The sequence below is a fragment of the Lachnoanaerobaculum sp. ICM7 genome, from assembly GCF_000287675.1.
GTDB lineage: Bacteria > Bacillota > Clostridia > Lachnospirales > Lachnospiraceae > Lachnoanaerobaculum.
The window spans coordinates 138,033-163,675 of record NZ_ALJL01000036.1 but is presented as its reverse complement, the minus strand read 5'-3'; the positions used below and the strand labels follow the sequence as shown (position 1 = coordinate 163,675).

At 37.5% G+C, this 25,643-nt stretch carries 24 protein-coding genes; 1 reads left to right on the top strand and 23 read right to left on the bottom strand.

Features of this window, described 5'->3' with window-relative positions:
* Positions 1-7 precede the first annotated feature (7 nt).
* The 18 genes from HMPREF1140_RS12405 to tkt all read right to left on the bottom strand — a co-directional run bounded on the left by HMPREF1140_RS12405 (position 8) and on the right by tkt (position 21,227).
* Positions 8-1,195, bottom strand: coding sequence for a phosphopentomutase (locus tag HMPREF1140_RS12405; protein WP_009664155.1), 1,188 nt, complete (start codon positions 1,193-1,195; stop codon positions 8-10).
* Positions 1,196-1,243: 48 nt separating this feature from the next.
* The gene (add, locus tag HMPREF1140_RS12400; RefSeq protein WP_009664064.1) at positions 1,244-2,215 is read right to left on the bottom strand and encodes an adenosine deaminase; all 972 of its coding nucleotides are present in this window, start codon (positions 2,213-2,215) and stop codon (positions 1,244-1,246) included.
* 10 nt (positions 2,216-2,225) lie between these two features.
* Positions 2,226-2,882: a deoxyribose-phosphate aldolase gene (gene deoC / locus HMPREF1140_RS12395; protein WP_009664149.1), complete on the bottom strand. Its 657-nt coding sequence runs from the start codon at positions 2,880-2,882 to the stop codon at positions 2,226-2,228.
* A gap of 7 nt (positions 2,883-2,889) precedes the next feature.
* Positions 2,890-3,825: an ABC transporter permease gene (locus tag HMPREF1140_RS12390; RefSeq protein WP_009664179.1), complete on the bottom strand. Its 936-nt coding sequence runs from the start codon at positions 3,823-3,825 to the stop codon at positions 2,890-2,892.
* Complete coding sequence (locus HMPREF1140_RS12385) at positions 3,825-4,892, bottom strand: ABC transporter permease (RefSeq protein ID WP_009664176.1); 1,068 nt, start codon at positions 4,890-4,892, stop codon at positions 3,825-3,827. The genes HMPREF1140_RS12390 and HMPREF1140_RS12385 overlap by 1 nt, the downstream gene beginning before the upstream one ends.
* Complete coding sequence (locus HMPREF1140_RS12380) at positions 4,885-6,402, bottom strand: ABC transporter ATP-binding protein (RefSeq protein ID WP_009664117.1); 1,518 nt, start codon at positions 6,400-6,402, stop codon at positions 4,885-4,887. The genes HMPREF1140_RS12385 and HMPREF1140_RS12380 overlap by 8 nt, the downstream gene beginning before the upstream one ends.
* A gap of 41 nt (positions 6,403-6,443) precedes the next feature.
* A complete protein-coding gene (locus tag HMPREF1140_RS12375) occupies positions 6,444-7,286 on the bottom strand; it encodes a YjjW family glycine radical enzyme activase (protein WP_009664046.1) in 843 nt (280 codons plus the stop codon).
* Positions 7,286-8,830 carry a YjjI family glycine radical enzyme gene (locus HMPREF1140_RS12370; RefSeq protein ID WP_009664196.1) on the bottom strand — a complete coding sequence of 515 codons (1,545 nt, stop codon included), beginning with the start codon at positions 8,828-8,830 and terminating at the stop codon, positions 7,286-7,288. The genes HMPREF1140_RS12375 and HMPREF1140_RS12370 overlap by 1 nt, the downstream gene beginning before the upstream one ends.
* A 103-nt stretch (positions 8,831-8,933) precedes the next feature.
* Positions 8,934-10,034 (bottom strand): BMP family lipoprotein, encoded by a 1,101-nt coding sequence (locus HMPREF1140_RS12365; protein WP_009664133.1) that lies wholly within the window; start codon positions 10,032-10,034, stop codon positions 8,934-8,936.
* Positions 10,035-10,167: 133 nt separating this feature from the next.
* Positions 10,168-10,941: a uridine phosphorylase gene (gene udp / locus HMPREF1140_RS12360; RefSeq protein WP_009664202.1), complete on the bottom strand. Its 774-nt coding sequence runs from the start codon at positions 10,939-10,941 to the stop codon at positions 10,168-10,170.
* Positions 10,942-11,060: 119 nt separating this feature from the next.
* Entirely contained in the window at positions 11,061-12,674 is a 1,614-nt protein-coding gene (locus HMPREF1140_RS12355) for a C40 family peptidase (RefSeq protein ID WP_009664215.1), read from the bottom strand.
* 20 nt (positions 12,675-12,694) lie between these two features.
* Positions 12,695-13,573 carry a 16S rRNA (adenine(1518)-N(6)/adenine(1519)-N(6))-dimethyltransferase RsmA gene (gene rsmA, locus HMPREF1140_RS12350; RefSeq protein ID WP_009664097.1) on the bottom strand — a complete coding sequence of 293 codons (879 nt, stop codon included), beginning with the start codon at positions 13,571-13,573 and terminating at the stop codon, positions 12,695-12,697.
* A gap of 42 nt (positions 13,574-13,615) precedes the next feature.
* Positions 13,616-14,401 (bottom strand): TatD family hydrolase, encoded by a 786-nt coding sequence (locus HMPREF1140_RS12345; RefSeq protein WP_009664122.1) that lies wholly within the window; start codon positions 14,399-14,401, stop codon positions 13,616-13,618.
* Positions 14,402-14,433: 32 nt separating this feature from the next.
* Positions 14,434-15,108, bottom strand: coding sequence for a TraX family protein (locus HMPREF1140_RS12340; RefSeq protein WP_198007478.1), 675 nt, complete (start codon positions 15,106-15,108; stop codon positions 14,434-14,436).
* Positions 15,109-15,173: 65 nt separating this feature from the next.
* A complete protein-coding gene (gene metG / locus HMPREF1140_RS12335) occupies positions 15,174-17,144 on the bottom strand; it encodes a methionine--tRNA ligase (RefSeq protein ID WP_009664059.1) in 1,971 nt (656 codons plus the stop codon).
* Between the two features lie 94 nt (positions 17,145-17,238).
* Positions 17,239-17,688, bottom strand: a complete 450-nt coding sequence (locus tag HMPREF1140_RS12330; RefSeq protein ID WP_198006706.1) for a MarR family winged helix-turn-helix transcriptional regulator — start codon at positions 17,686-17,688, stop codon at positions 17,239-17,241.
* A 71-nt stretch (positions 17,689-17,759) separates the two neighbouring features.
* Positions 17,760-19,169, bottom strand: coding sequence for an amidophosphoribosyltransferase (locus HMPREF1140_RS12325; protein WP_009664083.1), 1,410 nt, complete (start codon positions 19,167-19,169; stop codon positions 17,760-17,762).
* A gap of 66 nt (positions 19,170-19,235) precedes the next feature.
* Positions 19,236-21,227, bottom strand: coding sequence for a transketolase (gene tkt, locus HMPREF1140_RS12320; protein ID WP_009664192.1), 1,992 nt, complete (start codon positions 21,225-21,227; stop codon positions 19,236-19,238).
* A 246-nt stretch (positions 21,228-21,473) separates the two neighbouring features.
* Here tkt and rpmB point away from each other — a divergent pair, with 246 nt between their 5' ends.
* A complete protein-coding gene (gene rpmB, locus HMPREF1140_RS12315) occupies positions 21,474-21,659 on the top strand; it encodes a 50S ribosomal protein L28 (RefSeq protein WP_007592637.1) in 186 nt (61 codons plus the stop codon).
* A gap of 62 nt (positions 21,660-21,721) precedes the next feature.
* On the opposite strand, the gene fsa is transcribed toward rpmB, so the two are convergent.
* Genes fsa through HMPREF1140_RS12295 form a run of 5 tightly spaced genes read right to left on the bottom strand, consistent with a single transcriptional unit; the run spans position 21,722 to position 25,643 of the window.
* On the bottom strand, positions 21,722-22,372 hold the full coding sequence (fsa, locus tag HMPREF1140_RS12310; RefSeq protein ID WP_009664108.1) for a fructose-6-phosphate aldolase: 651 nt from the start codon (positions 22,370-22,372) through the stop codon (positions 21,722-21,724).
* 47 nt (positions 22,373-22,419) lie between these two features.
* Complete coding sequence (locus tag HMPREF1140_RS12305; protein ID WP_009664214.1) at positions 22,420-22,965, bottom strand: HdeD family acid-resistance protein; 546 nt, start codon at positions 22,963-22,965, stop codon at positions 22,420-22,422.
* Positions 22,965-24,302 carry a tetratricopeptide repeat protein gene (locus HMPREF1140_RS12300; protein WP_009664120.1) on the bottom strand — a complete coding sequence of 446 codons (1,338 nt, stop codon included), beginning with the start codon at positions 24,300-24,302 and terminating at the stop codon, positions 22,965-22,967. The genes HMPREF1140_RS12305 and HMPREF1140_RS12300 overlap by 1 nt, the downstream gene beginning before the upstream one ends.
* A gap of 1 nt (position 24,303) precedes the next feature.
* Positions 24,304-24,444 (bottom strand): hypothetical protein, encoded by a 141-nt coding sequence (locus tag HMPREF1140_RS13620; RefSeq protein ID WP_007592648.1) that lies wholly within the window; start codon positions 24,442-24,444, stop codon positions 24,304-24,306.
* Complete coding sequence (locus tag HMPREF1140_RS12295) at positions 24,441-25,643, bottom strand: bifunctional folylpolyglutamate synthase/dihydrofolate synthase (RefSeq protein ID WP_009664147.1); 1,203 nt, start codon at positions 25,641-25,643, stop codon at positions 24,441-24,443. The genes HMPREF1140_RS13620 and HMPREF1140_RS12295 overlap by 4 nt, the downstream gene beginning before the upstream one ends.

Below are 25,643 nucleotides of genomic sequence, written 5' to 3'. Positions count from 1 at the left end.
ACCTCCATTATAGCTTATCTAAAATACTGTAGCCTATTGTATTTTCAGGCATCTTCAGTCCGAAGTTGTCCACTATACTTGCACCGATTACTGCAAATGTATCGGTTGTATCAAGTAATTTTCCGCCGTCAAATTTCTTTGAATATGACATAAAGAATACGGCCTCTCTTGTGTGGTCTGTTCCCGTATGTGTAGGATCGTTTCCATGATCTGCAGTGAGTATTAAAAGATCGTCATCATTCATCTTTTCCATAAACTCACCAAGCTTAACATCAAACTTTTCAATTTCTTTTGCATATCCTATCGGATTTCTTCTATGCCCCCAAAGAGCGTCAAAATCCACAAGATTTGTAAAGCAAAGCCCTGTAAAATCTTCTGAGAGCATATCAATAGTCTGTTCCATACCATGCACACTTGAATCCGAGTGATATGCCTTTGTAATTCCTTCTCCGACAAATATATCGTTTATCTTTCCGATGGAAATAACATCAAGTCCGGCATCCTTTAATACATTAAGAGCAGTCCTTCCAAAAGGCTTTAGAGCATAGTCATGTCTGTTTGAAGTTCTCTTAAATTCCCCTTTTTTCTTACCTACATAAGGTCTGGCAATTACTCTTCCTACCTTCCATTCATCCTTCATTGTAAGTTCTCTTGCAATCTCACAGCATCTGTATAAGTTTTGAAGGTCGAATGTCTCTTCATTTCCACAGATTTGAAGTACCGAATCGGCAGATGTATACACTATCATTGCTCCGGTATTTATCTCTTCTTCCGCAAGTTCTTCAAGTATCTCCGTACCTGAAGCTGACTTGTTACCGATTACTCTCTTACCGCATCTTTTTTCAAGCTCATCTATAAGCTCCTTAGGAAAACCTGTATCTGTAAATGTCTGAAACGGCTTTTCAATTCTGAGTCCCATCATTTCCCAATGACCTGTCATTGTATCCTTACCGTTACTCATCTCTTCCATTCTGAAAAATCTTCCAAGCGGTTTTTCCACTCCGGACTCTCCTTCTACAGGATGAAGATTGTACATTCCCAGCTTTTTTAAATTAGGAATATCAAGTTTTCCATAGCTTTTTACTATATGTCCGAAAGTATCTGTATTTGTATCACCGAATCTTTCGGCATCCGGCATTGCACCGATTCCCAAAGAATCCAGTACAACCACAAAAACTCTTTTATATTTTCTCATAAATAAAACCTTCCGGTCATACAAACGTGTACACAAGCAGATATTCCCTTAATTTAATTCTTTTAAGAGCATATCTTTAATATTATCACTTGCAAAGGATACTTCTATTGAATTTTTTATTCCCTGAATAATATCTGAATCGGATATCATATCTCTTTCCTGCAAGAATAATATCTCATTTGTAATACTTGTATTGCTGACCAATCTGTTGTCTGTATTGACGGTAGCAAGTATGCCCCTTTTTATGTAGTCTGAATATGGATAAATCTCATTTTTTCCTACCGCCTTTGTCTGATAATTACTTATTGGGCACATTTCTATACCAATACGTTTATCTTTAGCAAGTTTCAAAAGCCTTTCATCATTTCTCATAGCAATACCATGTCCGATTCTCTTTGCACCATATTCTATAGCGCCTTCTATATTGGACTTAGGTCCTGCCTCACCTGCATGAATAGTAAAGTTCATACCCAAATCTGTTGCATATTTAAACAGATTTTTAAACTCTCCTATAGGATGATTTGCTTCATCTCCTGCCAAATCAAGTCCTGCCACACCGCTACCATAGTATTCTCTTGCAACCTTAAACATAGCCTTACTATCTTCAATATCATGATGTGTCATTGCACAGCATATGGCATTGCCATGAATATTAAAAAGATTGCTTCCTTCATTGATTCCCGCTATTACAGCTTCTATCACATCCCCTGTCTTCAAACTGTCTGAAACAGACAAAAGAGGGGCAAATCTTATTTCAATATATCTCACCCCTTCTTTTGATGCCGACTTCATCACATCAACAGTGGCGGCCTTGATATTTTTGGCGGTGTTCATGGCTTCCAATGGAATATCAAATTTTTCAAGATATTCCACCAGACTGTTACAATCCATACTGACTGACAGCTCTTCCATGGTAAAAGTTCTTCCCAAAGCATTCTCTAAAAATGTCTTTGATAATGAACCGTCCAAATGGCAATGTAAGTCAAGTTTAGGTAATTTTATAATATCTTCTCTATTCATATCTTAACCGTTATACATCATAAAAGGCTGATTCCACTATCTTTATAGTAGCACTTGTTCCAAGTCTGCTTGCACCTGCTTCAACCAATGCATTTGCAAACTCTTTATCATGTATTCCACCACTTGCTTTTACTCCCATGTCCTTACCTACAGTTTCTCTCATAAGCTTAACATCTTCCACTTTGGCACCTGCAGTAGAAAATCCTGTAGAAGTCTTTACAAAGTCGGCATTCGCCTCTTTTGAAAGCTCACATGCTTTAACCTTTTCTTCATCTGTTAAAAGACAAGTCTCAATAATTACTTTTAAAAGAGCGTTTCCGCAAGCTTCCTTTACAGCCTTTATATCTTCCAGAACAACATCATAATCTTTATCTTTTAATGCACCGATATTTATAACCATATCTACCTCATCGGCGCCGTCCATTACCGCAATCTTTGCTTCAAGCGCCTTTGCTCTTGTAGACATAGCTCCCAAAGGGAAGCCCACTACAGTACATATTTTAACATCACTTCCGTGAAGAAGTTCGGCAACATAAGGAACATAGTATGAATTTACACATACAGAGCAAAAGCTGTAAGCCATTGCCTCTTCACATACTTTTTTTACATCTTCCTTTGTTGCATCAGCCTTTAAAATTGTGTGATCAAATAATTTTGTTGCTAACATAATCCCCCTATCTAGCCTTTAAGAAAGGCTTACCATTTGCAGCCGGTACTCTTGTACTTCCTACTACAAACACAAGTGCAAGAATTGTTACTACATATGGAATCATTGAAACTAAATTCGGTGAAACAGCATTACCTGCTCCAAGCAGTGCCTTTATACCGTTACAAAGTCCGAAAAGTAAACATGCCTTAAATGCTCCCTGCGGTTTAAACTTACCGAAGATTACCGCCGCAATCGCAATAAATCCCTGACCTACTATTACCGCAGGTCTGAACTGACTTACAGTTGCAAGTGTAACGAATGCTCCTCCAAGTCCTGCAAGAAAGCCTGAAAGTATAACACAGATATATCTTGTCAGATATACATTAACTCCAAGAGTTGCGCAAGCCTGTGGATGCTCTCCGACAGCTCTTAAATGCATTCCGAACTTTGTTTTATAGAATACAAACCACACTACCAAAACCAATAAAAAGCTTAAATACGCCACTGAATAAGTGGAAAAAACATTATAGCCGAATGAACCTGACTTAAACACACCTTCAAACATTTTTGGAAGCTTTGCAGCTGTGTCAAGTGCCGGTGAATCTGATGAATTGTCAAATATCGCCTTACATAAAAACACAGCAAGTCCGGGTCCTATAAAGTTTATCGCGGTACCTGATATAGTCTGATCCGCTCCAAACTGTATACATGCAATTGCATGTATAACTCCAAGAACGGCGCCGCTAAGTCCGCCTACAAAAAATCCTAACCAACCGTTGCCGCTAAAATATGCCACACATGCACCCATGAATGCACCGATTGTCATCATACCTTCTATACCGATGTTTACCACACCGCTTCTCTCAGAAAAGCATGATCCGAGCGCCGCCAAAAGAAGAGGTGGTGTTGCTATCAATATTGCATTTATAAGAAGACCTAAATTCCTTATTAAAACTTCCATTATACCGCTCCCTTCTTTCCATGATTTAAGAATATATTTTTAAAGAGGCTTGATATTGCTATAAACAAAATGATAATACCCATTATGATATCTACCACCTCAGCCGGAGCATTTACCAAAGAGAGTTTACCACCGCCGTATTTCATTGCGCCGTAGAATATTCCGGCAAAAATACATGCAATCGGATTTGATGAAGCTATAAGTGCCACTGTAATACCCTGAAAGCCGTATCCTTCCTGCCCTGAGAACTGTGAAATTCTTCCACTCATACCCATAAGCTGTACGGCACCTCCGATACCTGCCAATGCACCTGAAAATGCCATTGCCGTAAGGAATGATTTTCCCGTATCAATACCCGCATACTGTGCAGCCGTATTACTGAAACCTACAGCCCTAAGCTTAAATCCCAGAGTTGTTCTGTTTATGATAAACCATACTATTACAGCAAATATTATTGCAAGAATAAAACCGTAGTTTGCAGCTGACGCGCCTGTAGCCGCTATAATTGATTTAGGAGCCAAAATTCTTGCTGTTGCCGCTATATCCTTTGTTGCCTCTCCACCACCGTCTTTATGGATGATACTTAGATTTACAACAAAGTTTGATAAATAGAAAGCTATCCAGTTAAACATAATATAGGATAAAACTTCATTTACTCCTTTTTTGATCTTCAAAACTCCTACTATTGCTCCCCAGATACCGCCTGCAAGCGCCGCACCTATAAAGCAAAGCGGAACATGAATAATTGCCGGAGCCTTCACAAGTATACCTAAAACGCAGGCTGTGAGCGATCCGACTACAAATTGTCCCTCCGCACCTATATTAAAAACACCCGTTTTAAATGAAAATGCTACGCTAAGCCCTGTAAATATAAGCGGTGCCGCATAAATCAAACACCAGACCATAAATTTGGGCTTACCGAAAACACCGTTAAATAGCTGTTTATACGCGTCCAAAGGATTGATTTTTGCAATACTTAAAAGTATAGCACCTACAATAAAGCCTATGACTATTGATATAAGAGTATAAAAAGCGTTGCTTGAAAGTATATTATTTTTCCTACTCATCCTTTTTTCCTCCTGCCATCAAAAGTCCAAGCTCTTTCTCATCGGCATCCTCGCCAAGAACCTCTCCTGTTATCTGTCCGTCAAAAATTACCTCTATTCTGTCTGAAAGATTCATTATCTCATCAAGCTCGAAAGATACCAGCAATACCGCCTTATCTTTATTTCTTTGTTCAACCAGGTATCTGTGAACAAACTCAATAGCTCCTACATCCAGACCTCTGGTAGGGTTTACCGCAATCAAAAGATCCGAGTCGTTTGTAACCTCTCTCGCAATTATAACCTTTTGCTGATTTCCTCCTGATAATGTCTTTGCAGCTTTTTTCGCACTGTCATTCGGTCTTATATCAAACTTTTCTATAAGTTTTTTTGCATGTGCTTCTATATTTTTATCATTTAATATTCCGCTCTTTGAAAAAGGCTCTTTTTCAAAGTTTTGCAAAATAAGATTTTCCGCAACTGTGAAATCCAGTACAAGGCCATGTTTTTGTCTGTCTTCAGGTATACTTGTAATACCCATTTCAAAACTCCGTCTTGGTGTAACATTAAAAGCATCTTTTCCAAGTATGCTTACACTACCCGACTCGGCTTTTTTAAGCCCTGTAAGTATCTCTACAAGCTCAGACTGTCCGTTGCCGTCTACACCGGCAATACCGACTATTTCACCTCTTCTTACATTAAGGCTTAAGGACTTAAGAATATCTACCTTTCTATAGTCTTTGGCACAGAGATCTTTAACTTCAAGAACTACTTCTCCGGGCACTCTCTTTTCTTTTTCAACAGTAAATGAAACATCTCTTCCTACCATCATGGCAGCAAGCTCACTTTCACTTGTTACTTTTACATCAACAGTATCTATATATTTTCCATGTCTGATAATAGTACAGGAATCCGCACAAGCCTTTATTTCCTTTAACTTATGTGTGATAAGAATTACAGATTTGCCGTCTTTTGTAAGACTCTTTATTATATCCATAAGCTCAACTATCTCTTGTGGAGTAAGTGAAGCTGTCGGCTCGTCAAGTATTAAAGTGTTTGCACCTCTGTACAAAACTTTTATTATCTCTACTCTTTGTTGCATACCTACGGAAATATCTTCTATCTTGGCATCGGGGTCTACCGACAATCCGTATTTCTTTGACAGTTCTACAATCTTTTCTCTTGACTTTTTCAAATCCAAAACAACGCCCTTTGTATCTTCCATACCAAGTGCAATATTTTCGGTAACTGTAAAAGGAGGTATCAACATGAAATGCTGGTGTACCATTCCTATTCCCAAATCAATTGCCTTTTGTGGAGTACCTATAGCGGTTTCTTTTCCGTCAATGAATATTTTTCCTGATGTAGGATGGTATAAACCGTATAAAATATTCATAAGTGTAGATTTTCCGGCACCGTTCTCACCTAAAATGGCATGAACTTCTCCTTTTTTTACAGTTAGGTTGATACCGTCATTAGCAACAAAGTCGCCGAATTTCTTGACTATATCCTGCATCTTGACAGCTACGTCCATTTTCCCTCCTTGTCCTATAAAGGCTTCTGATACTGCTTTTGCTATATAATTACAATATCCTTAAAGCCGTTTTTTTGTGCTGTTTCTTTAGCCTCATTCATCTCTTCTTCAGTCGGCATTCTATAATTTCTATATTCTTTTCTTACACCGTTTTCTCTATATGAAATAAGCTTATATCTTATATTTGACTTAACCAGGAAAGGAGCCAAAGCCGCAGATGTATCAAATACAGTCTTTCTAAAGTCAAATAATTCAGGTACTATTACAGTTCTTACTTCAAAGAGTTTACCTACCGATGCCAAAAATAACGCATTTTTTAACACGATATCATTTTTTACATCGGTTACATTTATATGTTCCTGTCTGTCATATGCCTTTATATCAAGCATTACTCCGTCTGTGACTTCCAAAAGTTTTGTATGTTTTTCAAAATCCACACTTCCGTTGCTGTCTATCAATGTACCCAAGTTTTTTTCTTTACAAAGCGTAAAAACTTCTCTCATAAAATCAGGATACAACATACATTCGCCGCCTGAAAATGTTATTCCTCTTATAAAAGGAACATTCTCACATATCTTTTCAAATGTCTGCTCTGAAGTAAGTCTTACAATTCTCGGTGTAGCACCATGTTTACAAATATTTATACAGGTATCACAACCTATACATTTTTCAGGATAAAATACAACCTTACCGTTTTCATTTTTTAAAGCAGCGCTTGGGCAGGGCTCTACACAGTCCATGCAATTAATGCAATGGTTTCTGGTTTCCGGATTGTGACAGTATTTGCAATTGAAATTACAACCTTGCAAAAATATCGCAGTCCTGTTTCCCGGTCCGTCCACGCTGCTAAACGGTATTATCTTATTGATATCGGCACTGTACACTAACGTACTTTCCTCTCCAATATCTTACAATTGTGTTTTGCTCCCATTCCGAGAGCTGTAGTATCCTGAAGTACACTCTGACCCTTTTCAAGCTTATTTATTTCCGATTTTTTTACAAGATATCCTGTAATTCTTATTACATCCGAATCTGATGAATAGAATGAAAGATATCTTATATCTTCTTTCATTGCACCCTTTATAATATCAAGTACATACTCATGGTTTTTATGTACTGTAAGGTCAATAGGGAAAATATCTCCTGTACCTGAAGGGAAGTACTTGTGGAATTTCTTACAATGCTTCAAATGCTCTATAAGATCCTCAGGCTCCTCACCTATCGGAATTCTTGTTCCCGGAGATACATTAACATCTGTAGCAATTCCTACCTGCGCATGTAAGAGGAAATGACAATCTGATACTTCACAGTATTTATTGAAATGATTTTTATTAAACTCATCTATAATATCCATTATTTCTACAGCCAATTTGTCTGCAACCTCACTATGTCCGTATCTGCCTTCAATTCCTTCTTTCTCAAGAAGAATGTTTACAGCTTCTGCAAGACCTACCATACCGAACATTGCCGAGAATCTCTCTCTCTTTATAAAGTCTTCTTTCGCAAGGAAGTTGTTTTCAAAGAATCCGCTCTCTTCAACTTCAAACTTGATTCTTTCATCCATATATCTTGCCATAATATCCATTACATAAGGCAAAGTATTTATCTTGAAATCCTCTATGTTCTTGGCTCTTTTTGCGATATTTTTTATAATCAATCTTGAAAGAGTATATGCACCTCCACCAAGAGGCAAGCCGTTATAGCAACTTGCAATAACATATCTTTCGCCAAACTCACTTGTAAACATTTTATGGTTTGCAAATGAAGGCTTTGCACTGTGAAGTGCTGTATTTATTCCCATAAGAGCAAACTCATCACTTGTTATCTCAGGATCATACTTAAGTGTGATATTTGGAACCGCCTGCTCAAGTTCGGCCTCAACTTCAAGTATCAATCTTCCCGCCAAAGTGTCCTTTGGACCTATATTTGCATGTGAAAATGAATCCAAAATAGTTCTGTCCATATTGATAAAGAAAAGCTTTATCATCTTCTTAGCCAGATCTCTGTCCACATCATGCACAAAAGGCTCAAGCAATTCATCAAGTTGTCCCACATATACCGGAAAGTTTGTTACACTCGGTACATGGCGATAGAAAATAAGCAGTGAATTCAAAGCTTCATATAAATCCTTCGGCGGATCAAGCTGAAGGAACTTACTTCCTTCCTTCATAAACTTTGCATAATCAGGTATTATGTATCTAGGTCTCATAGGAGCATGTCCTTCAAACAAATCACATATACACTGACTATCTATCTCGGCATCAAGTAACTCATCAAGTCCTTCCGGCTTGTCCAAAACTTCAAGAAGTGAATCCGCATGGTTTGCCATGGTAGCTACTTTTTGCTCATGTGTGAGGCTTGCAGTCTTTACAGTCTCAAGCATTCTCTCTCTTATTTCATTTACCTTATCTAAACTGATATCTCTCATATTACTCCATTCTATAAGGGTGTCCCCTTAAATATACCTACGAAATTCGTAGATATATTTAAGGGGGCAGCACAGTGCTGCCCTTTAAAAATAAACAGATTAATTAATCCAATTCGTAGATATCACCATACTTGGCTTCAAAATCAGCCTTGTTGTTTGGAACCTTTATTTCTCCTGCTACAATCTTTGCCTTAACATCTTCAACTTCCTTAATAAGTTCTTCAGGAAGATTGTCTGTTGTAGGTGCTATATCAACACCGCCGTCCTTTAATGTATAAGTCTTAACTCCGGACTTATATTCACCGTCAAGTACAGCCTTTGCCTCATCATACACTGCATTGTCAACTCTCTTCATAGCTGATGTAAGAATTGTCTTAGGAGCAACCTTTGACTGATCCGAGTCAACACCGATAGCCCATATTCCCGCTTCCTTAGCCGCATCGATAACTCCAAGTCCTGTACCGCCTGCCGCATGGAAAATAACATCTGCATTATTTGCCACCATGTTGTTTGCTGCTGTCTTACCTGCACCTGTATCCGCAAAGCTGTTTACATTGTTCTGTAAAATATTTGCATCGGGATTTGCATCCTTAACACCTGCAAGATATCCGTATCCGAATTCGTTCATAACATCTGTTGCCATACCGATAACAATACCTGTAGTATTTGTCTTTGTTGTCTTTCCTGCAATATATCCTACGAGATATGATGCCTGTGCCTGTTCAAACATAAGGCATGCAACATTGTCAAGCTCGATTGAAGCGTCATCTACAATTGCAAACTTCTTATCAGGATTTGCTTCCGCCTCTGTTCTTAGAGCGTCTGCCAACTGGTATCCGATACAGATGATAAGATCATAGTCATCATCAACCAATGTTTCAATATTTGGAATATAATCGGCATCTGTCTTTGACTCAAGATACTTTGCCTGTATTCCAAGCTCCTTTTGTGCTCTCTGAAGACCTTCCCATGCTGACTGGTTGAATGATCCGTCATTTACACCGCCGACATCTGTTACCATACCGATTTTTAAATCTGTAGATGCCTTCTTCTCTTCGGCCGCAGTACTTTCTTCACCGTCCTTGCTCTCCTGTGCCTTCTCAGTGCTCTCAGCCTTTGTGCTTTCAGTTGAACCTGAAGAACAGGCAACAAGTGAAAATCCCATAAGTGCCGCCATACCGATAGCTAATAATCTTTTTTTCATTTTTTCCTCCTTAAAAACGAATATAAATATTATATTTGAATAACATTTTAAGTATATATCATAAATTATTTGTAATCAAGTTGTTATATTTAAATGTAATATTAAATAGATTTAATCTTTGAATCTGTTTATTTTAACTGCTCTTTTTTATAAGTATTCTGATAGCTTCAACAGCCGTCTCAATAGCTTTACTTGTATCATGTACCTGCTCATTGCTAAGACCTGCCTTTGCTCTCTCCTGATTTGCAATTGCCAAAAATATCGATCCGACCTTTACACCAAGATATGATGCCACTGTAAACAATGCCGCAGACTCCATCTCTGAAGCCAGTGTACCAAGCCTTAGCCAAGCCTCCCATTTATTTACAAGTTCATAGCTTACAGGCTTATTTTCAGGTTCATGCTGACCGTAGAATGCATCCTTACACTGAACAACTCCTATATGTGACTTGTATTTCAGTTTATCGGCCGCTTCCTTTAGTGCGGTAATTATATCAAAATCAGCCACTGCAGGAAATTCTATAGGAGCATACTCTTTACTTGTACCTTCCATTCTTATAGCTCCGTTAGCTATTACCAAATCACCACCGCATACATCAAGCTTCATTCCGCCACAGGTTCCTACTCTTATAAAAGTATCGGCACCGCATCTTACAAGCTCTTCAAGTGCTATAGCCGACGAAGGTCCTCCGATACCTGTTGAAGTTACGGAAACCTTTACACCGTCCAAATAACCTGTATATGTCACATACTCTCTGCTGTCCGCCACAAGTTTTGCATCATCAAAATATGCGGCAATCTTTTCACATCTTTTCGGATCTCCCGGAAGTATTACATACTTTCCCACATCACCCTTGCCGACGCCAATATGATATTGAACGCCGGCACCTTCGGTATAATCAATCATCTACTTATTCCTTTCAATGTTTTATAAAAATATTATATATTTAGAGCAGTTTTTTTACAATCTAAATTAATCAACAAAAAAGTCTATATCCTAAACAGACATAGACTTTAATTTAAATATTAGAATATTCTCCAAGCAACTATAAAGTTATTTCTCCACCAGCTTGACATGCTGCTTCTCTTTACTCTACCTCTTGAAGATGAAGCATCTATTATCTCGCCGCCTCCGGCAGCTATACCGACATGTCCTGAAACTACTACGATATCTCCTGCCTGTATATCTGAGAATGAACTTATTCTTGTATATCTTCCCGGATTTCTCCATCCCGAAGATGTAATATATGACTGTCCTACTCCCATCTGCTTAAGAACCCAGTATACAAATCCCGAGCAGTCAAATGAGTTTGATCCCTTTGCTCCCCATACATACGGACTTCCGATTTTTGATGAAGCAATGCTTATCATACTTCCTACACTACCTGAGTATGAGCCTCCGCCTCCTGAGCTTCCTCCACTTGATTTTTTGTCCGACTTTCCAACGTTTGAAGAATCATTTCTTGAAGGTCCGTTTGTATTTCCCGAACTCAACTTGGCAAATGTCTGTGCTCCTGCTCTACCGTCTGCAGAAAGTCCGTTATTGCTTTGGAATCTCTTTAATGCAGATTCTGTAAGTTCTCCGAAATATCCTGTAGCATTCGATTCATTTAAATATCCCGCCTTTGCAAGAAGACTTTGAAGTCTTGCAACCTGCTCATTTTCATCACCGAGGACGAGACCGTTTGCCTTTGCTTCACTTGAAAGTATAACAGCTCTTGTAGAAGGCCCGAGGTATCCGTCCACTACAAGGTCATTCTTTGACTGGAATACTCTTACGGCAAGCTCCGTATCGTTACCATATGTACCGTCAGGTCTTGTAGTAAGATAACCCAGCTCAAACAGTCTGTTTTGAATATTTTGTACCACCTCACTATGCTCTCCAAGCGAAAGTGTATTTGCCTTTATCTCATCCGAATATAAGAGGTTCATGGTCTCGCTTCCGACCTTACCGTCCTCACTTAAAGAGTTTACCTGCTGGAGTTTTAATGCGGCTTCCTGAGTTTTCTCGTCATATGTACCTGTAATCATATCTGCAGAAGCCAGATATCCAAGTTCATACAGACGATTCTGTATTCTTTTTACATCCTCACCTACATCACCGAGCTTAGCCGCATAATGCTTTGCATTCTCGTCCATCAAAAGAGGTAATGTTGAAGGTCCGATAATACCGTCCTGTGCAAGACCGTTTTGTCTTTGGAAAATCATTACGGCCGCTTTTGTAACCTCACCGAAGTAATTTGTAGGCTCATCATTGTCCATAAAGCCAAGCTGCATAAGTCTTTCCTGTACCTTTTCTATATATGAGTGCTGTACACCCTCTTCCAAAAGTTCAGGTCTCGGCTCCTCCGTTTCCACTTCAATACCAAGTGAAGGAAATTCATTTCCGGCCTTCTCCATAGGCATTACCTGTGCCGCAGCAACCGGGGCCGCTGTAGTTGAACTCTCAACAGAAGCAGTTGTTTCGGTTACAACACTTCTTGCACTCTTCCCGGACATAGACACACCTATAATTGCCGCCAAGGCAACTATACCTATAACTCCTCCGGCCATTATCTTTTTACTTTTATCCATGTCCTGTATAGTTTCTACTCTATCTTTTACACTTCGTAAAAATTCATTCTTTTTTTTCTTGCTCATCTTCTCTTCCTTGTCAAAATTTATATGCTCTCTTTTAAATATCCTGCCAATTTTGCAAACTCCTCTAAAGTAAGAGCTTCACCTCTTATCTTTTCAGACTTTCCAAGCAATGACAAAGCGTGAATTATTTTCTCTTTTGAAAAATTAAGACCTTCAAAATTACCGAGTGAGTTTACCAAAGTCTTTCTTCTTTGATTAAATCCGGCACGAATAATTTGAAACATCAATTTTTCATCAACTGCCTTGATAGGTTTTTCTTTATAAATATCCAAACGTATAACACTTGAGCCGACCTTAGGTCTTGGAATAAAGCAATTAGGCGGAACAAATGCTACGATATACGGATCCGAGTAATACTGTACAGCCAAAGACAATGCTCCGTAATCTTTGCTTCCGGGCAATGCCTGCATTCTGTCAGCAACCTCCTTTTGTATCATGACTGTAATACTGTCAATATGAATATGTGACTCAAGTACATTCATAATTATAGGAGTGGTGATATAGTATGGCAAATTTGCAACAATTCTTATATTCTCAAAGTCACCGCATTTTTGCCTACACTCCTCAATCAGCTTTTCCAAATCAACTTTTAGAAAATCAGCATTTATTATACTTATATTTTCGTAATTTGCCAATGTTTCATTTAATATCGGCAATAAATTTTTATCAACCTCAACAGCAACAACCGCCTTTGCGGCAGTTGCAAGATATTGTGTCAACGCACCTATTCCGGGACCTATTTCAATAGCCAAATCATTTTTACCAAGTCCAGATGCCTGACATATTTTATCTAAAACATGTGTATCTATCAAAAAATTTTGTCCGAATTTCTTTTGAAAGTTGAAATCGTATTTTTTGATTATTTCTATAGTATTTGCCGGATTAGCAATATTTGTCATTTTAATCTCCATCTCACTCTATGTGAGTATAATGAAAACTCATTATTTCATCTTAGGATACAATCTTTTTGCATTCTCAAAAGACTTCTCTATAATAAAATCTTTTGATACTCCCTTTATCTCACTTAATTTATCTATAATGTAAGTCAAATTCAATGAAGAATTTCTCTTCCCTCTGTTAGGTACAGGGGATAAATACGGACAGTCGGTTTCAAGCACAAAATCTTCAAAAGAAATCTCTTCTACAGTTTCCTCAAGCTTTTTTGCATTTTTAAATGTAACCACACCGCCAATACCCAGTACATATCCGAGTTTTATAAATTCTCGGGCCATTTCTTTGCTATAAGAATAGCAATGTATAACTCCCTTGACTCCTTCAAATTCCTTCAAGATATCAAGAGTGTCTTTTGCGGCATCTCTTGAATGTATAACTACAGGCAAATCACACCTCTTTGCCAAGTCAAGCTGTGCTCTGAAGCACTTTTTTTGTATCTCTTTATCCGGCTCATCATAGTAATAGTCAAGTCCTATTTCTCCGATAGCCACTACCTTCTCATCAAAAGACATTTCTTCAAGTAAAGAAATATTTTTATCTGAGATTTCTTCTGCACAAGACGGGTGAATTCCCACTACAGCATAAACAAAAGGATATTCCTTTGCCAATGTGATACTGTTTCTTGAACTTTCCATTGAAGCACCGATATTTACAACTCTCTTTATACCTTTAGCTTCAAAGCTTTTTAAAAGTTCGTCCCTGTCTTCTTCAAATGCTTCATCATCATAATGAGCATGTGTATCTATTATATATAAATCTTCTTTTTTGTCCATGTAATATTTTCTTAAAATTTATGTAATATTTTTTATCGCAAAATATTCTTAATTAAAACCAAAGCCAACAAATGTACAGGATAGAAGAAGTAGAATAAGTATTTTAAACTCTTTCCCTTCTTTCCATTGTACATATTTATCGGTATAAGACTGAATAATGCCGGCGGTTCAAATGAAAAAATAATTGCCGTAGCAATATTTTTATATACCGCTCTTTCTCTGAATAAATACATACATCCCACAGCCAAAGGTCCGATATACTCATAGTCGGACTTTATAAGCCATGCCGTAAAACATCCTATACCTACAAAAATCACACTGAAATCCGGATATTTTTTTATCCCGCAAAGCATGATAACACATATAAGCAATGACCACATTACATTTTGATGCTGCATATTGACAAAACCGCCCCAAAATGCCATATCAAAAGGTACTTCCGAAAGTATCGCAAATAATGTAAGTCTGATTATATATTTTTTTATGTTTTTTGTGTGAACAAATCCTTCAACCAGTAAGAACAGGTATATAGGAAAGGCTACACGTCCTATCATCCTTGAAATATAGTACATCCTCATGGAAATGCCTATATTAAACATTAAGAATATCAATCCGCTTGCTCCGATATGATCTATAAGCATTGTAACCATTGCTATATACTTCAGTACCGCTGAAGAAAAAAACTTTATTTTTATTTTTTCCAACACATTCACCTTTATGCGCTTTTAAAAATCGGGGAACGCAAAGAAAAGCATTCCCCACACAATAATATTTATGCTATTTCAGAACCTGTCTTTATATTCTTCTCAGGTGACACCAAAACCGCATTTCCGGCATCATCCTCAGCCATAAGTATCATACCCTGACTCTCAAGTCCTGCAATATTTCTCGGTGCAAGATTTGTAACAACAAGCACTTGCTTTCCTACCATATCCTTTGCAGAATACCACTGCTTGATACCGCTTAGAATCTGTCTTGTTGTACTTCCTATCTGTACCTGTGAGCATAGAAGTTTCTTTGACTTAGGAACTTCTTCACATTTTATAATCTGTCCTACCTGTATCTGAAGCTTTGCAAAGTCATCATACTCTATAGTATCCTTTGCCTTTACATCAACACCCTCTACCTCAGGCTCTTTCTTTTCAGTATTTCCGCCGAGATTTAAAGCCTCTACCTGCTTTAACACTTCCTCAAGATCAAGTCTCTTAAATAATATTTCAGGCTCTTTTACAACCTTCGTACCACTCATAAGAAGTCCGAATTTATTCATATCTTCAAGGCTTCTCTTGTTTGTTCCGAACATGTCAAGTATCTTTTCGGATGTCTCAGGCATGAAGCTGTAGAGTAATGAAGCACCGATGGAAATTGACTCTGCCAAATTGTATAAAACAGTCTGAAGTCTGGCCTTTTTATCCTCTTCTTTTGCAAGAATCCAAGGTGTAGTCTCGTCAATGTACTTGTTACATCTCTTAAACAGTGTCCATATCTCCGTGATGGCATCCGCAACACGAAGTTCAGACATCTTCTTTTCAACCTTTTCAACAGACATAAGCACCACATCTTTTAAATCTGTATCTGTTTCTGTAGAACCTGCAACACTCTCATCTTTTGCATCGGTCAAAACTCCGTCAAAATACTTGTTTGTCATTGATATAGTTCTGCTGACAAGGTTTCCAAGTACATTTGCAAGGTCGGAGTTGAATCTTTCCACCATCAAATCCCAGCTTATAACACCGTCATTATCAAAAGGCATCTCATGTAAAACAAAATATCTTACAGCATCCACTCCGAAGAAATCAACCAATGTATCCGCATAAAGAACATTTCCCTTTGATTTACTCATCTTTCCTTCACCCTGTAAAAGCCATGGATGACCGAAAACCTGCTTTGGAAGCGGCAAATCAAGCGCCATTAAGAATATAGGCCAGTATATTGTATGGAATCTTATAATATCCTTACCTATAAGATGAAGATCTGCAGGCCAGAACTTTTTAAATCTCTCACTGCTGTTTCCGTCTACATCATATCCGATACCTGTGATATAGTTTGAAAGTGCATCAAGCCATACATAAGTAACATGCTTAGGGTCAAAATCAACAGGTATTCCCCATGTAAAACTTGTCCTGCTTACACAAAGATCCTGAAGTCCCGGTAAAAGGAAATTATTCATCATCTCATTTTTTCTTGAAACAGGCTGTATGAACTCAGGATGCTCATTGATATGCTTAATTAGTCTGTCCGCATACTTACTCATCTTAAAGAAGTATGCTTCCTCTTTTGCAGGATATACATCACCGCCACAGTCCGGACATTTTCCGTCAACAAGCTGTGAATCTGTAAAGAATGACTCACAGGCCGTACAATACATGCCCTCGTAGAATCCCTTATATATATCACCCTGATCATAGAATTTTTTAAAAATTTTTTGAACCTGTTTTTTATGGTCTTCATCTGTAGTTCTGATAAACTTGTCATATGATGTATTCATCATATCCCAGATTTTTCTGATCTGTCCTGCCGCATTGTCTACGTACTCCTTTGGAGTAATACCTGCATCCTTTGCCTTGTTTTCTATTTTTTGACCGTGCTCATCTGTTCCTGTCTGAAAGAAAACCTCAAGTCCTTCTTCTCTTCTGAATCTTGCTATTGCATCAGCCAATATTATCTCGTATGTGTTTCCGATATGTGGCTTTCCTGAAGCATAGGCAATAGCCGTTGTTATATAATATGGTTTCTTACTCATTTGTCATTCCGCCTTCTTACAATTTCTATTATATCTAAAATATGAAGAATAAAATCCTCCATCTTGATATCCGTATTTATTACCGATATACTTTTTAAGCTTTATTCTGTTTAATACACCTGTTTACTTTTAATAATGATTTCATCAATATGTCCATTTCATTGTCTTCCAGGTCTTCAAGCATTGAATTGACCATCTGATCATACAGCTCTTCATTTCTTGAAAAAGCCGCTTCACCTTTTGATGAGAGGTTCACAAAAACCACTCTCTTATCCTTCTCAGACCTCTCCTTTATGACATAGCCCTTTCTTACAAGACTGTTTATCGAAATCGTCAAAGTTCCTATGGTAACCGCCAACTCCTTTGCAATCATTGACATATTCTTTTTTTCATTCATTCCTATAGCTCGTATTACATGTATATCATTATTGGTCAAATCCTTAAACTCGGAAGCACGCAAAACGCTTTCCTCATAATCAAGTATATCATTAAATAACTTAACAAGGATTATTTTAAATTCCTTTGAACCCCTCAAAATACTCATCCTTTTCGTATTGCATAAAACACAACACCTGATTTATCAAACCAATATTATACTAAATTTATTACAGAATATCAAGCTTCCTTACCGTTCCAGCAATATGTACACAGCTTACATGGGCTTATGCCTATAGATTCTATTAAATCATCAAGTCTGTGAAATCTGAGGCTTGAAAAGTTTTGAATCTTCCTTATCTCTTCAACCATCTCTTCATAGTTCTTGCTGTTCGGATCGGCATAGTCAAAGAGGAGTTCTTTGCTTACATTATCCCCCTCCCTTTCTCTTATTATTCTTCTTGTAATCAAATCATAGTCGGATTTCGATCTTGAAAAATTAAGATATTTACATCCGAATAAGAGCGGAGGACATGCCGGTCTGACATGTACCTTCTTTGCACCGGAATTATACAAAAACTCTGTGGTTTCTCTTAACTGTGTGCCTCTGACTATGGAATCGTCTATCAGTAGGATATCATTATTTTCTATCAGCTCCTGTACCGGTATAAGTTTCATCTTGGCGATAAGATTTCTCTGACTTTGATTTGTAGGCATAAAAGACCTGGGCCATGTAGGTGTATACTTTATAAAAGGTCTGGCAAAAGGTATGCCCGATTTATTTGCATAGCCTATGGCATGTGCGGTACCTGAGTCAGGAACTCCGGCTACAATATCCGCATCTATATTATCTCTTTTTGCCAAAAGTTCACCGCATTTGTATCTCATAGTTTCTACATTTACACCCTCATATGAAGCTGTCGGATAACCGTAGTATACCCATAAGAATGAACAGATTTTCATCTCGGATTTTGCAGGTGATATTTCTTTTACATTATCCGGTGTAATAAATACTATCTCTCCCGGGCCAAGTTCCTTATAAAAGCTGTATCCCAGGTTTAAATATGCATGATTTTCAAATGTAATACAGAATGTATCTTTCTTGTGACCTATCACCAGAGGTGTCCTTCCGAATTTATCTCTTGCGGCATAGATTCCCTCCTTTGTCATAATTACAACAGTCATAGAACCTTTTATGGTTTCCTGAACATACTCAAGCCCTTCTTTAAAAGAAGGCATTGAAGATATCAATGTGGCCACAAGTTCATTGTCATTCACACGCCCGCCGCTCTGCTCCTGGAAATGCACTCTACCGTCTTTATAGAGTTTTTTTATTATCTCATCTTGATTGCTTATTTTCCCGACTGTAGTAATAGCATAGCTGCCCAAATGTGATTGTATTAAAAGCGGCTGTGGATCCTCATCCGATATGCAACCTATTCCCATATCTCCACTCAGTTCTTCCACATCTTTTTCAAACTTTGTTCGAAACGGCGAGTTTTGAATATTGTGTATTACTCTGTTGAAATACTCTCCGTCAAAAACAGCCATTCCTGCACGTCTTGTTCCAAGATGTGAATGATAGTCAACCCCGAAAAACAGGTCCATAACACAATCATTTTTTCCTACTACACCAAAAATACCGCCCATGTTTTTTCCTTCCCTAAATAAGCACAAAAACAGATATAGAAATTCTATATCTGTTTTTAATATTATTTATTGATTAAATACTTCTTTAGCTGTAGCTACAACATTTTCCTTTGTAAATCCGAATTTTTTGAAAAGCAAATCCTGAGGTGCCGATGCACCGAAAGAGTTCATGGATATTACCCTTCCGTCAAGTCCTGTATATCTGTCCCATCCGAAGCTCGATAAAGCCTCTATTGCCACTCTGTTTCTTACAGTTTTCGGCAGTACTTCTTCTTTATATTCCTTACTCTGTGTTTCAAACACATCCATACATGGCATACTTACAACTCTTGTAGATATATTATCCTTCTCAAGCTCTGCTGCAGCTTCAATGGCAAGTGAAACCTCAGATCCTGACGCTATTAAAATCATATCAGGTGTAGACTTTGAAGCTTCTTTTATAATATAAGCTCCCTTAAGCGCTTTCTTTCCGCTTCCGTCAAGCTGCGGAAGATTCTGTCTTGTAAGCACAATAGCTGTAGGTGTAGACTTTGAAACCATAGCCGCATACCATGCCGCGATTGTCTCTCTCGCATCGGCAGGTCTGAATGTATTGAAATTAGGCAATGATCTGAGCATTGCAAGCTGCTCTATAGGCTCATGTGTAGGTCCGTCCTCGCCGACACCTATAGAATCATGTGTAAATACAAATATTGTAGGAATATTCATAAGCGCAGAAAGTCTTGCCATCGGCTTTGTATAATCACTGAATACAAAGAAGGTGGCACAATATGCTCTAAGTCCGCCATGTAATAAAATACCGTTTGTAATAGCGGTCATTGCAAACTCTCTTACACCGAAATGTATATTTCTTCCTGAAAAATCATCCTTTGAGATATATCCTTCACCGTTCATTACAGTCTTGTTTGAAGGCGAAAGGTCCGCAGAACCGCCTATAAGATTAGGGAATATATCCTTTAATCTGTTAATAATGCTTCCTGAAATATTTCTTGTAGCTGCAGGTGCATCATCCCATGCCCAGAACTCATCATTATCTATTAAAGAAGCATTGATTTCAGAGTGGTAATTATCCCATTTCTTTGCATCTTCAGGATATTTATTTGCATACTCCTTAAAGAGCTTATTCCACTCTTCTTCAATCTTTGCATTCTTTTCATTTATTTTATTAAAATTCTCATATACATCGGCATCAACTTTAAAGCTCTCTTCCGGATTAAAACCGAAACCTGACTTAAGTGCGGCAAGCGCTTCACTTCCAAGAGGCTCACCATGTGCTCCTGCAGTTCCCTGCTTCTTTCCCGCACCATATCCGATCACAGTATTTATCTTGATAAATGAAGGTCTGTTCTTGTCGGCCTTAGCCTCTTTAATAGCCTTTCTGATAGCTTCAAGATCGTTTCCGTCCTCTACCTCTATAGTCTGGAATCCGAAAGCCTTCATTCTGTCCACTACATTCTCTGTAAATGCTATATCTGTACTTCCCTCAATAGAAATTCCGTTTGAATCATAGAATACAATAAGCTTTGATAGTCCGAGTGTTCCCGCAAGTGAAAATGCCTCTGATGATATTCCTTCCATCAAGCAGCCGTCACCGCCTAATACAAATGTATAGTGATCCACTATATCATAACCTTCTTTATTGAATACACTTGCCATATGTGCTTCAGCCATAGCCATACCTACAGCCATACCCATACCTGCACCAAGCGGTCCTGTAGTAGCCTCTACACCTACCGTATGACCGTACTCAGGATGTCCCGGAGTCTTTGAATCCAGCTGTCTGAAACTCTTCAAATCATCCATGCTCAAATCGCCATATCCGAAGAGGTGGAATAATGAATATAAAAGCATTGAACCATGACCTGCAGACAGAATAAATCTGTCTCTGTTTGCCCAATCAGGGTTCTTCGGGTTATGCTTCATATGATTTGCAAAAAGTTCATATGCAATCGGGGCTGCTCCCAAAGGCAATCCCGGATGACCTGACTTTGCTTTCTCTATACCGTCTGCACTAAGAACTCTTATGGTATTTACAGACTTGATGTCAATATTATTCATTTCTATGCTCCTTTTTACATAACAATACGATTTTTCGGTTCATAAAGATAATCTAAAACTTCGCTCTGAACTCCAATCTTTTTCATTTTACCACAATATAATAAATTATAAAATGTCTTGCAAATAGTATTTTTATTTGGTAAAATATATCCGTTATGGATTTTGCACGGGTTTTTCCCTATTGTGATGAAGTCCAATCCAAAATAATTATAAATCTTTATAATTAAAGTTAAAGGAGGTGTAACCGTGGCAAAATGTTCAATATGCGAAAAAGCTGCTCATTTTGGTAATGCAGTAAGCCATTCTCATAGAAGATCCAACAAAATATGGAAGGCTAACGTTAAGTCAGTTAAGGTCAAAACAGAGGGTGGATCTAAGAAGATGTATGTATGTACTTCATGCCTTCGTTCAGGTTTTGTAGAGCGTGCATAATTAATACTTGAGAATACGTATTCAAACAATAAAAAAGAGCCCATAAAGGCTCTTTTTTATTGTTATTTAACCGACTTCTCATAGTCCGCTATGAATTTTTCAATTCCTGCTTCTGTAAGAGGATGATTTAACATAGACTTAAATACGGAATAAGGTACTGTTGCAATATCTGCTCCTGCCTTGGCACACTCAAGTACATGCATATTGTTACGCACGGATGCGGCAATTATCTCAGTCTCTATGCCGTGAATTTCAAAAATCTCAACGATATCCTCTATCAAAGAAACACCTCTTGTTCCCACATCGTCAAGTCTTCCAAGGAATGGTGAAACATAGCTTGCACCTGCTCTTGCAGCCAAAAGTGCCTGCAGCGGTGTAAAGATTAAAGTGCAGTTTGTGGCAATTCCCTCTTTACTGAGTGCAGCTATTGCCTTCAGGCCTTCAGCAGTCATAGGAATCTTTACCACCATATTTTTATGGATCTTTGCAATTTCTCTTCCCTCGGCTATCATATCCTCAGCCTTTGTAGTCGTAGCCTTTACCTCACCGCTTATAGCCCCGTCTACAATGTCTGTGATTTCCTTGATAACATCCTCAAATTTTCTTCCTGACTTTGCAACTAATGAAGGATTTGTTGTAACGCCTGCTAACACGCCCCAGGCAGCAACTTCTCTGATCTCATCCACATTTGCGGTATCAATAAAAAATTTCATACATACACCTCACATATATTTTTATTCTATTTTACCACTTTTGTGTATTATTTCAACTTTCTCTCCATTCTGTTTAATCTAAAGAATCTGAATATTGCAACCACAGCCTGCACTATTAATGAAACCCCGAAAAGTACCGAAATATAGCCTGCCACAAATACAGGATTTATCACAAGAATGATACCGAGCAGTAAATCAATTATTGCAATGAAAATAAGTCTCTGACCTATATTCTTTTCAAACTTCACTACTCTCATTCCCATAAATACTCTGCTTATTCCTATAAGAAGTAACCAGATGCCTGCCGCCACTATAAAAGCAACGGACAATCCCAGAGAATCTTTAACCGCAAAGTAAATTCCTGCCGCAACAGATAAAACACCTTCAATCAGTCTCCAAATACTTCTGCCTTCTTTTTTCTCAGACAGATAGGCGCTTATTTGAGAAATTCCCTCTATTAACAGCAGCACACATAATATAATATTTATTGTACCTGCAATAAACAAAGGATTTACAATCACATATATTCCAACTATCAAGAATATTATTCCTGAAAAAAGCGAAAAATATTTTGCACTTGAAATATTATTCATCAATAACCTCTTTCTTTCTTTGATTCATTTGCAAACCTGTCATCAGGATAATTTGTAATAATTTCTGTAAACAGATTATTTGCAGTATCAACATCACCCATAGTCTTGTATGCCAAAGCTTTCTTATACTTGGCTTCCACATAATCCGGAGATATTCTAAGAGCGGCGTCATAATAGCCTATGGCTCCGGCAAAATCACCGGATCTGTTAAGTCCGTCCGCAACTTTAAGTAACAGTTTAGGTCCCTCTTCTCTCATCTTAGGTGCCATTTCGGCAAATGTGCCTGTTACGGATATCCCCAACCCGTTGTCAACATCAGTAAGCTGACCTACATCCAGATTTGAGAATATCTCGGCAGCCCTTGTATAATTTTTTGTATTGTACTCTTTTATAAGACCTAAGAAATAAACATACTGCAAAAGTTTATAGTTCATATTCTCTGTTGATGTGTTATTTACTTCTGTAAGTTTATTTACCTGTTCGTTCAATCCTTCATTTTCACTCTTCAGAGTTTCTATGGATAAATTTACATCATTAAGTTGTTGTGATATTTCTACAATTTCTTTATTATGTGCGTTATTTAATGCTACCTTCATAGTAGGCATATATAAAAATACCATTGCACAGGCACCTACTATCAATCCTATTCCTACATTGATAGCTGTAAACATTCCCGAATAATTCTTATATATCTCGGTTACAGGCATACCGTTATTTGCATTTTCTACAGTTTTTTCCTTCTTTACGGGACTGCCTATAACACTTAATTTTTCTTTCCTTGCTTTTTTTTCAGTCAAAGGTTTCATCTCTTCAAGATAAGTGATAGCCTTTGTATTGAATCTGTCGATTGAAAGCACATTATCCAAAAGCTTTTTTGCCTCACTGGATTTTCCTTCTCTGATATCGAGAAGTGCCAGTGCGAGCATTGCCTTTACAAAATGCGGTCTTATATCTACAGCCTGCTTTAATGTTATCCTTGCCATATCATAATTTACAGTCTTTATTTGAGAAATCGCCTTATTATATTTTGAAATGGCATCCTGTGATTTTTCCAGGTAAGCGGATTTATTTCTCAATTTTTGCAAATAATTCTGTGCCGGATTGTTTATAGGATTAATATTTATACTTATAACCCATGAAATCAAAGCCTTGGTCTCTTCGCCCATTTCAAACTGTATAAGTCCGTATAGATTTCTGGCATCGGTATTTTTCTTATTCAATCCCAAAGATATGCTTAACGCATTCAATGCGGAAGATAAATTCCTTTCCTTTGCAAGAGACAATCCCAAATTATAATAACCGTTTGATATCTGTTCCAGACGTCTGTTTTTCTTCATATCAGCCCTTTACTTGCTCTTTCAACAATTCCATCAAAATATCATTCATATCTGAAATATCACTTTTTGCTATAATATCCTCCACTGCGGAAATATCCGGTGAAGGCTTAAATTTTCTTAATTCTTCCTCAAAATCTATCATCTGTTTCCCTCTAATATCTCTCCCATTAAATATAATGAACCAACACAAAACAAAATTTCATCATCAGCCTTTTCTTTTTTTGCTTCGTTAAAGGCCTCTATACTGCTATTATAGCAACTTATCTTTGACTGTCTTTTATTTTTTTCTAAAAGTATATTTAAGCTATTATAAAGCTCATCCGTAGAATTGCTTCTGTAAGAATTTATGGCTGTCAGATAGTATTTTTTTACCTCAAGCTTGGAAGTAATAATATCAAAAATCCTTTCCACCTCTTTATCCCTTACTACCGAGATCAAAAGCTTGATTTTCTTATTATTTACTTTTGCAAGCTTCATTGCATTTTCTGTAAACTCTATAATTGCCGGTTCATTATGTGCTCCGTCAATAATAATATCCTTTTCTATCTCTTCCATTCTTCCATGCCATACAGTCTTTGTTACAGCTTCATCTATATTATCTATAGTATTAAGCAGCTGCCCTGCTCCAAGTATAGCAAGTGCAGCCGCTTTCTTTTTGTACTTTACATATGTAAATTTCAGGCTTTCATAGTCAAAATCGGAAAGCGGTATAATTTTTGCCTCTTTAGCTTTGGCAAATTCTCTTATTATCTCATTTGCCTCTTCATTTGAGTCATCAAAGATTACTGTGGAATTATACTTAATAATACCGGCCTTTTCATAAGCAATTTCTTTTATACTGTTTCCGAGAAATTGCATATGATCCATGCCTATGCTTGTAATAATACTTAATGTATCTTCAAAAACATTTGTTACATCAAGTCGCCCACCCATACCGGTTTCAAGTATTACATAATCCGGATTTGTTTTTGAAAAAAATACAGTTGCGATATAGAAGATATATTCAAAATATGTAGGAGGCGTATCGGAATTACCAAGTTTTTCCCTTACGTATTTTGATATAGTCTCAAGTTCTCTATCGCTTATAGGTGTCATATCAAGCAATATTCTTTCATTTACTTCAATCAAATGAGGGGAGATAAATGTTCCCACTTTCATATGATTTTCTACAAGAATATTGCTGAGATATGCACATACGGAGCCTTTCCCGTTGGTACCGGCCACATGTATTACTTTCGGCAGCTTTATACCCAGAATTTCAATGTTCTTTCTTACTTCCGAAAGTGAATTCTTTTTTTTGGCCCACATGGAAATGCTCTCTATATATTCTTTTTCATTCAT

Bases quoted from the DNA above. Each gene is read 5' to 3' on its own strand.
- HMPREF1140_RS12405 (WP_009664155.1), bottom strand. From the start codon at position 1,195: ATGAGAAAATATAAAAGAGTTTTTGTGGTTGTACTGGATTCTTTGGGA.
- add (WP_009664064.1), bottom strand. From the start codon at position 2,215: ATGAATAGAGAAGATATTATAAAATTACCTAAACTTGACTTACATTGC.
- deoC (WP_009664149.1), bottom strand. From the start codon at position 2,882: ATGTTAGCAACAAAATTATTTGATCACACAATTTTAAAGGCTGATGCA.
- HMPREF1140_RS12390 (WP_009664179.1), bottom strand. From the start codon at position 3,825: ATGGAAGTTTTAATAAGGAATTTAGGTCTTCTTATAAATGCAATATTG.
- HMPREF1140_RS12385 (WP_009664176.1), bottom strand. From the start codon at position 4,892: ATGAGTAGGAAAAATAATATACTTTCAAGCAACGCTTTTTATACTCTT.
- HMPREF1140_RS12380 (WP_009664117.1), bottom strand. From the start codon at position 6,402: ATGGACGTAGCTGTCAAGATGCAGGATATAGTCAAGAAATTCGGCGAC.
- HMPREF1140_RS12370 (WP_009664196.1), bottom strand. From the start codon at position 8,830: ATGAGAGATATCAGTTTAGATAAGGTAAATGAAATAAGAGAGAGAATG.
- HMPREF1140_RS12365 (WP_009664133.1), bottom strand. From the start codon at position 10,034: ATGAAAAAAAGATTATTAGCTATCGGTATGGCGGCACTTATGGGATTT.
- udp (WP_009664202.1), bottom strand. From the start codon at position 10,941: ATGATTGATTATACCGAAGGTGCCGGCGTTCAATATCATATTGGCGTC.
- HMPREF1140_RS12355 (WP_009664215.1), bottom strand. From the start codon at position 12,674: ATGAGCAAGAAAAAAAAGAATGAATTTTTACGAAGTGTAAAAGATAGA.
- rsmA (WP_009664097.1), bottom strand. From the start codon at position 13,573: ATGACAAATATTGCTAATCCGGCAAATACTATAGAAATAATCAAAAAA.
- HMPREF1140_RS12345 (WP_009664122.1), bottom strand. From the start codon at position 14,401: ATGGACAAAAAAGAAGATTTATATATAATAGATACACATGCTCATTAT.
- metG (WP_009664059.1), bottom strand. From the start codon at position 17,144: ATGAGTAAGAAACCATATTATATAACAACGGCTATTGCCTATGCTTCA.
- HMPREF1140_RS12330 (WP_198006706.1), bottom strand. From the start codon at position 17,688: ATGAGTATTTTGAGGGGTTCAAAGGAATTTAAAATAATCCTTGTTAAG.
- HMPREF1140_RS12325 (WP_009664083.1), bottom strand. From the start codon at position 19,169: ATGGGCGGTATTTTTGGTGTAGTAGGAAAAAATGATTGTGTTATGGAC.
- tkt (WP_009664192.1), bottom strand. From the start codon at position 21,227: ATGAATAATATTGACATCAAGTCTGTAAATACCATAAGAGTTCTTAGT.
- fsa (WP_009664108.1), bottom strand. From the start codon at position 22,372: ATGAAATTTTTTATTGATACCGCAAATGTGGATGAGATCAGAGAAGTT.
- HMPREF1140_RS12305 (WP_009664214.1), bottom strand. From the start codon at position 22,965: ATGAATAATATTTCAAGTGCAAAATATTTTTCGCTTTTTTCAGGAATA.
- HMPREF1140_RS12300 (WP_009664120.1), bottom strand. From the start codon at position 24,302: ATGAAGAAAAACAGACGTCTGGAACAGATATCAAACGGTTATTATAAT.
- HMPREF1140_RS13620 (WP_007592648.1), bottom strand. From the start codon at position 24,444: ATGATAGATTTTGAGGAAGAATTAAGAAAATTTAAGCCTTCACCGGAT.
- HMPREF1140_RS12295 (WP_009664147.1), bottom strand. From the start codon at position 25,643: ATGAATGAAAAAGAATATATAGAGAGCATTTCCATGTGGGCCAAAAAA.